The 9,264-nt window shown below is 39.6% G+C and carries 1 protein-coding gene; it reads left to right on the plus strand.

What is annotated here, in order from left to right:
* Positions 1-196 precede the first annotated feature (196 nt).
* A partial coding sequence (locus N8L33_RS09770) for a sialoglycan-binding domain-containing protein (protein ID WP_261059736.1) occupies positions 197-9,264 on the plus strand: 9,068 nt, incomplete at its 3' end.

A 9,264-nucleotide genomic window follows, 5' to 3' on the forward strand; every position in this document is an offset into this window, starting at 1 on the left:
GTGATAGCTGTGATAGCTGTGATAGCTGTGATAGCTGTGATAGCTGTGATAGCTGTGATAGCTGTGATAGCTGTGATAGCTGTGATGTTATTTGCTAATAGCGATCATCATAGTGATTTTTATAGCTTAACTCTTTTTAAGGAGTTGAAGTTATAAAGATTGCTTTTTCTATATTATATTGCCCTTAGGAGGACAAATGGAACACAAATCGAATTCATATAAAGTAAATCGACAGCAACGTGAAAAAGTTTTGCGCTTTTCTATTCGTAAATACAGTTTCGGTGCCGCTTCAGTTGCAGTTGCAGCGCTGATGTTTTTGGGTGCGCGCGTTGCTAGTGCGGATAGTGTAGTTGAAAACACTCCAAAATCTACTGCGGGTGTAGTAAGTCCTAAAGATGAGGCCAAGTCGCCTCAAGGTATTGCGGAACCTACTGGAAACAAAGTAGATGAAGTAAATAAATCCTTGGAAACTCAAGTGCCTACAGTTGATAAAACTAAGTTGAGAAAAGTAGTTGAAGAATTAAATTCTCTTCTTTCAACTAAATTAAACCTTGACGAGTCAGTAGTATCGCCTGTTAAAGACAGACTTCAAAAAGGAAAAGAAGCCCTAGAAAGTTCTGAGCTAGCTCAAAAGGATATTGATGAGCTTGTAGAACTCTTGTCTAAAGATGTGACAGTCTTATCAGCTGCTGCTAAGGAATCAACTGAGATTCAAGGGAATAAAACTGAAAAGCAGGCTGACAACCTAGCGAGCGCATCTTCTTCTGAAGTAAGAGCAAGCGAAGAGAGTCAAACTGTATCAGCTAAAAAAGAAGCCTTGAAAGTATCTGTAGATCAATTGCAGGCAGCTGTCTTGGAATTGCCTGAGCATGAGACAAGCAAAGAAGTTCTTGAAAAAGCCAATGAACTATTGGGATTGGCGCAAGAAGTTCTTGAAAACACAACAGTTTCTCTGAACGAAGTTGAACAAATGAACAAACTTGTGAAGAGAATGTTTAACTCTGTTAAAATTGCTACCATGCGTTTGACTTCAGGTTCTCATGATCCACGTAATGGTCAAAGTATGGAACAAGGTTCTAATCTAAGATCCGCACCAATTGATAAAAATACCAAACGTGGGAGTCTTGGGATAGTTGTAGCGGACTCTGGATTTATCACAGGATATGCAACGCCATCATCAACAATTGAAATTAAGAGAAATGGTCAAAAGATACTTACGTCTAAACTTGATGATACTGGTTCTTTCAAATTAAATGCACCAGGTATTAAAGTTGGTGATAGAGTTGAATTAGTAGTCAATGGTCAAAGTGTTTATACTACTACAGTAAGACCAGTAGACACAGTGTCATTTAACGATAGTTTAGCTGGTATTGCTCAGGTTGATGGATATACAGCGACAGAAGCTGATGTTGAGATATCAATTGGTGGGAAAAAATACACGACTAAATCTCAATCAAACGGATATTTTACAGTTAATGTAGACACTAAGTTGATGGTGAAAGGTGCTACTATTACAGCCGTAGTCAAAAAGAACGGAAAAGAAGTAGGACGTGGAACAAGTAACGTTCGTGAAACAAGAACAACAGACTTTGGTGTTGGTTGGAATAAAAACCCAATGCTTAACTATTCAGAGCGTGATGTATATTCACCAGATACGAAGCAGTATGCTTTTGTAAGTAAAGGGACTGCGGATCAAGCGTATGATAATGTTCGTGTTTATCGCGAAGAGCGAATCGAAAAAGATGGTAATAGATATTATTACTGGATGCTAGATTCAGGTCCAGCGGCAAATGCGCAGGCAGGATTGTCTAAAAAAATCTCACTTGCAATTCCGCGTACTGTTGGAGATCCGTATGACTTTACCTATACAAAATATAAAGATGGGAAGCAAATATCTCATACAGAATATGCAAGTGCATCAAAATGGGAGTATGAAAATACATTTTCTAGAGCTTATATAAAAAATGGTGAACGCCGTTCAGGATCTACTTATGGAGAAAATATAGGTTCTTGGATGGATTATGCTCATCCAGATAATAATTGGAGAAAGAATATTTATCGAGATTCTAGAAAAGATGGAACTGATCGTAATCCAGATGCCGCTTCTCGTGTAAAAGATATGTATGGTATTACAACAGGTGGTCTAATTTACAACCTTGCTAGAGGGGTAATCGAAGATAAACTGAACGTCGTTGCTGGTCAACGTACAATTATTACTTTCAAAACAAAAATTCTTGAAGGTGATGAGCTAGATCAAAGTATTATGTCGGATTGGGGTAATAAAGATAAAAATAATCCGATGCTTGCTGACATAAAAAAACGTTTAAGCAATAATCCATATATTGCCTATGGTGGATATTCAACAGATGGTCTTGTTAGGTATCAAAATGGACAAAATGCTATTATCGGTACCTTACCACTGAAACCAGAAGAAGCAACCAACTTCAATTTCAAACCAGTATCTAAAGAGCAAACTACAAAAGTGGGAGTTATTCCTCCAGCGATTGATAGCATTAAGAATAAGTCAGAAATGCCAGCTGGAACAACCTATCGTTGGTTTAAAGATCCGGATGTGTCCAAAACTACGGCACCAGGGCAACCAGTTTATGGTAAGGTAGAAGTAGTAATACCCCAACGTGGAACTTATATTGTGGATGCACCAGTACATGTTATAGATGACAAAGCTCAGACACCAGTAGTCACAGCTAAGGATAATGGGGATGTAACTGCAAAACCACAAGATTCAACAAAAGTAGATAAAATCAAAGTAAGCTTTACAGGGGAAGATAATAAACCTAAAACAGCTGAGGGAACTAAAGGAACAAACGGCAAATGGACTGTGAATAATCCAGATGTTCGAATTGATCCAAATACAGGTGAAATCACAATCCCGGCTAATAAAGTAAAAGATTTAACAGAAGTAACAGCAGTTACGAAGAATGGAAATGGTGCGGATTCAGATCCAGCTAAAGCAACTGCGAAAGATGTCCAAAAACCACAAGCTACTTTAAATGGTATTACGCTAACAGAGACAGCCAATACACCAATCTTTACAGTCTATCGTGGTGCTGACTTTAACCCAGAGCTTAAAGTATGGGATAACTCAGGTACCATCTCAAAAGTAACAGTTGGAAATCTTCCTGGCGGAGTAAGTGCTTCTAACTTTACAGCCCAAACTGGTAAAGATGGAAGTTCAGAAGATAAAAAATATAAAACTCGTTTATCTTCAGGTAGAGTATTAGATACTCAGACATTGGGAGAACATACTGCTACTCTTCACGTAGAAGGAAGCAGTGCTACTGACAGCCGTGACTTGAAATTCAAGTACCGTGTTGTGGATATTACAACAAAAAATCTTGAAAATGGTGTCGCGAAAGTACCAGTAGGTTCAACTTTAAATGTACCAAATAGCCGTACAAATGTTGATGCTCATAATTATCTTAAAGTGGTAGATAGCCAAGATCAAAGCGATCGTGGAAACAGTCACTTGCCTCAAGGTATGACTTGGACATGGAAAGCTGGAGACAACTTAGATCCGGGTACTACATTAGACAATTCAGGGAAATATACTCGAAATGCAACAGCGCAATTCCCAAGTTCTGTAACAGATAACAATAGTACAACTAGAACAACATTTGCACCGACAGAAATCAAGCGTCCAGTAGTTCTTGCGGTAACGCCGACAGCGCCTAGCGTAGTAGCCAATGAAAATGGTAGTGTAACAGTTACCCCACCAACACGTCCTAATGGTACTACACCGCAAGATATTGATACAATCACACTTACTTATACACCAACAGGTAAGACTACACCAGAAACTGTAACAGTTACAAAATCAGGAAATAACTGGACAGTCAATGGTAAGACAACCGATAAAGTATCAGTAACTCCAGCAGGTGTTGTAACAATTTCTGATCTTGAAGTTGCGGATGGTAAAGAAGTAACTGCAAAAGTTTCTAAGAGAATTGATAATAATGTAGTTCTTGAAAGTCCAGTAGCTAAAGTAACATCAAAATCTTCTAAACCAGCTAAACCAGTAGCAGTGGCGAAAGATAATGGTGATGTTGCAGGTAAGCCACAAGATCCAGCAAAAGCAGATAAGATTACGATCAGCTATACAGGGGAAGATAATCAACCTAAAACAGCTGTTGGAACCAAAGATCCAAAAGGAAAATGGACAGTAAATACTCCAGAAGTACAAATCAACCCAAATACTGGAGAAATCACTATTCCGGAAAATAAAGTAAAAGACGGAACAGAAGTTACAGTAGTTACGAAGAATGGAAATAGTACTGATTCAGATCCAGCAAAAGCAACAGCGAAGTTTGCTAAACCAGCTAAACCAGTAGCAGTAGCGAAGGATAATGGTGATGTTACAGGTAAACCACAAGATCCAGCAAAAGCAGATAAGATTACTGTAAGCTATACAGGAGAAGATAATCAACCAAAAACAGCTGTTGGAACTAAAGATCCGAAAGGAAAATGGACAGTAAATACTCCAGAAGTACAAATCAATCCAAATACTGGAGAAATCACTATTCCGGAAAATAAAGTAAAAGACGGAACAGAAGTAACAGTAGTTACGAAAAATGGAAATGGTACTGATTCAGATCCAGCAAAAGCAACAGCGAAATTTTCTAAGCCAGCTAAACCAGTAGCAACAGCAAAAGACAATGGTGATGTTACAGCTAAACCACAAAATCCAGCAAAAGCAGATAAGATTACTGTAAGCTATACAGGGGAAGATAACACTCCGAAAACAGCTGTTGGAACTAAAGATCCGAAAGGAAAATGGACAGTAAATACTCCAGAAGTACAAATCAATCCAAATACTGGAGAAATCACTATTCCGGAAAATAAAGTAAAAGACGGAACAGAAGTAACAGTAGTTACCAAAAATGGAAATGGTGCTGATTCAGATCCAGCAAAAGTAACTGCAAAAGATGTGCAAAAACCACAAGCTACTTTAAATGGTATTCCATTAACAGAAACAGCTAATTCACCAATCTTTACAGTCTATCGTGGCGCTACATTTAACCCTGAATTGAAGGTATGGGATAACTCAGGTGTGATTTCTAAAGTAGAAGTTAAGGGAGGACTTCCAAAAGGAGTAACCGCTTCTACATTTACATCTCAAACAGGAAAAACTGAAGCAAATCCATATGCAACTCGCTTGTCTTCAGGTACTGTATTGAATACTGAAACTTTAGGAGAACATGAAGCTACTCTACATGTTGAAGGAAGCAGTGCTACTGATAGCCGTGATTTGAAATTCAAATATCGAGTGGTTGATATTGAGACTAGAAACCTTGAAAATGGTATCGCAAAAGTACCCGTAGCTTCAACATTAAATGTAGCTAATAGTGGTAAAAACATTGATGCTCATAGATATCTTAAAGTTGTAGATAGTGAAGATAAAGCAGATCGTGGAAACAATTATTTACCAAGTGGTATGACGTGGACATGGAAAGCTGGAGATAAATTAGATTCAGGAACAACACTAGATAACTCAGGGAAATATACTCGAAACGCAACAGCAGTATTCCCAGATACTAGCAAAAATTCTATTACGGATGTAAATAGTACAACTAGAACAACATTTGCACCTGCAGAAATTAAGCGTCAAGTAGTGTTAGCAGTAACGCCAACAGTGCCTAGCGTAGTTGGACATGAGAATGGTAGTGTGACAATTACCCCACCAACACGCCCTAATAGTACTAATCCACAAGATATTGATACTATCACCCTTACTTATGTACCAACAGGTAAGACTACACCAGAAACTGTAACAGTTACAAAATCAGGAAATACTTGGACTGTAAATGGTAAGACAGCTGATAAAGTGTCAGTAACCCCTGCAGGCGTTGTGACAATTTCTGATGCTGAGGTTGCAGATAAAACAGAAATAACTGCAAAAGTTTCTAAGAGAATTGATAATGTAGTTCTTGAGAGTCCAGTAGCTAGAGGAACAGCAAATGGTAGTTTGGGAGCTGAAGTTACTCCACCAGCACCAGTTCTGGAAAAAGAAAAAACTACGCCAGTTACAGTAGTAACACCAAACAAACCAGGTTCAACAATCACCACAGAAACACCAGTCAATGGATTGACAGTAGATGGCGATGGTAACTTAACTGGTACACCAACTGTCACAGATTGGGGACCAAAAGAAGAAGAACGTAAAGTTACGATCCCAGTTAAAGTTAAACATGGTGACGAGGTAGTTCCTGTAAATGTTCCAGTTACTATCCAACGCGATACAGATGGAGACGGAATTCCAGATAAAGTAGACACAGATGATGACAACGATGGAATTCCAGACAAGGATGATGCAAATCCAAAAGTAGCTGATAAATTAACAGGAGACACAACAGGAAAAACTGTAAAAGAAAAAACACCTGTCCCAGCAAATACTAAGGTAGTAACACCAAACAAACCAGGCACAACGATTACAGTAGATAGTCCAGTAAATGGTTTAACAGTGGATAACGATGGAAATCTAGTAGGTACACCAACTGTCACAGATTGGGGACCAAAAGAAGAAGAGCGTACAGTAGAGATTCCAGTTAAACTGAAACGTGGAACAGAAGAGACTGTTGTAAAAATCCCTGTAACTATCCAACGCGATACAGATGGCGACGGCATTCCAGATGTGACTGATCCAGATGATGACAACGATGGTATTCCAGACAAGGATGATGCAAATCCAAAAGTAGCGGATAAATTAACAGGAACAGTAACAGGAAAAACTGTAAAAGAAAAAACACCTGTCCCAGCAAATACTAAGGTAGTAACACCAAACAAACCAGGCACAACGATTACAGTAGATAGTCCAGTAAATGGTTTAACAGTGGATAACGATGGAAATCTAGTAGGTACACCAACTGTCACAGATTGGGGACCAAAAGAAGAAGAGCGTACAGTAGAGATTCCAGTTAAACTGAAACGTGGAACAGAAGAGACTGTTGTAAAAATCCCTGTAACTATCCAACGCGATACAGATGGCGACGGCATTCCAGATGTGACCGATCCAGATGATGACAACGATGGTATTCCAGACAAGGATGATGCAAATCCAAAAGTAGCTGATAAATTAACAGGTACAGTCACAGATCCAGGAAAAGTGAAAGAAAAAGCACCAGTACCGCCAACAAAAGTTGTGACACCAAATAAACCAGGTTCAACAATCACTACAGAAACACCAGTCAACGGTTTAACAGTAGATGGCGATGGTAACTTAACTGGAACACCAACCGTAACAGATTGGGGACCAAAAGAAGAAGAACGTAAAGTTACAATCCCAGTTAAAGTTAAGAATGGTGATGAAGAAGTCGTTGTGGATGTTCCAGTTACAATCCAACGTGATACAGATGGCGACGGTATTCCAGATGTGACCGATCCAGATGATGACAACGATGGTATTCCAGACAAGGATGATGCAAATCCAAAAGTAGCTGATAAATTAACAGGTACAGTCACAGATCCAGGAAAAGTGAAAGAAAAAGCACCAGTACCGCCAACAAAAGTTGTGACACCAAATAAACCAGGTTCAACAATCACTACAGAAACACCAGTCAACGGTTTAACAGTAGATGGCGATGGTAACTTAACTGGAACACCAACCGTAACAGATTGGGGACCAAAAGAAGAAGAACGTAAAGTTACAATCCCAGTTAAAGTTAAGAATGGTGATGAAGAAGTTACTGTGGATGTTCCAGTTACAATTCAACGTGATACAGATGGCGACGGTATCCCAGATGTGACCGATCCAGATGATGATAACGATGGTATTCCAGACAAGGATGAAGAGAAAAATGGAACAGATCCTAAGACACCAACAACTCAAACTCCTACAATCGATATCACACGCAAACCAAATGGTGATGCAGTAATAACACCGAAGCAACCAGATGGCTCAATCTACCCACCAGGAACAGTAGTAGAAATTCCAGGTAAGGATGGTAATCCAATTGTCGTTACAATCGGTGAAGATGGTTCAGGAATAGTTCCAAATGACAAGTTACCTAAAGGTGATTTACCAGGAAAAGGTACAGTAACAGAACCGAATAAAGAACCATCACAACCAGTGCCAGTAACAACACCAGCTCGTAAGAATCCGACAATCAAAATTGAACAAGATCCTAAGACGGGTGATGTTACAGTGACACCGAAGCAACCAGATGGCTCAATCTACCCACCAGGAACAGTAGTAGAAATTCCAGGTAAGGACGGAAACCCAATCACAGTAACAATCGGTGAAGATGGAAAAGGAACAGTACCAAACAGTGATCTGCCAGAAGGAGATATTCCGGGAACAGGTAAGATTATTGAAAAAGGGAAAACACCTGAAGAAGTTCAAGTGAAGACACCTAAAAAATTAGATCCAAATGAACCACAAACAGAGCAACCAGTCTCAATTGATATTACTAGAAAACCAAATGGAGATGCTATTGTAACACCGAAGAAACCTGGAGTGGGAGGAACATATCCACCAGGAACGAAGGTAGTTATTCCGGGTGATAATGATACTCCAATCGAGGTTATCATCGGAGAAGACGGTTCAGGAATAGTACCGAATGATAGTCTTCCAAAAGGAAAAATCGAAGGAGAAGGTACAGTAACAGAACCGAATAAGAGACCATCACAACCAGTGCCAGCAACAACTCCAGCACGTAAGACTCCAACCGTAGACTTGGAACAAGATCCTAAGACTGGTGATGTTACAGTGACACCGAAGCAACCAGATGGCTCAATCTACCCACCAGGAACAGTAGTAGAAATTCCAGGTAAAGGTGACAAGCCAATCACAGTAACAATTGGAGAAGATGGTAAAGGTAAAGTACCAAACAGTGAATTACCAGACGGTGAGGTTACAAAACCAGGTAAGATTACCGAACCAGGCAAACCAGCTGTTGAAGTTCCTGAGGTCACAACCCCAGCTAAAGTAACTCCAACCGTAGACTTGGAACAAGATCCTAAGACTGGTGATGTTACAGTGACACCGAAGAGACCAGATGGGTCAATCTACCCACCAGGAACAGTAGTAGAAATTCCAGGTAAAGGTGACAAGCCAATCACAGTAACAATTGGAGAAGATGGTAAAGGTAAAGTACCAAACAGTGAATTACCAGACGGTGAGGTTACAAAACCAGGTAAGATTACCGAACCAGGCAAACCAGCTGTTGAAGTTCCTGAGGTCACAACCCCAGCTAAAGTAACTCCAACCGTAGACTTGGAACAAGATCCTAAGACTGGTGATGTTACAGT

Source organism: Streptococcus mitis (assembly GCF_946188695.1).
In the GTDB taxonomy this organism is placed as follows: domain Bacteria; phylum Bacillota; class Bacilli; order Lactobacillales; family Streptococcaceae; genus Streptococcus; species Streptococcus mitis_DF.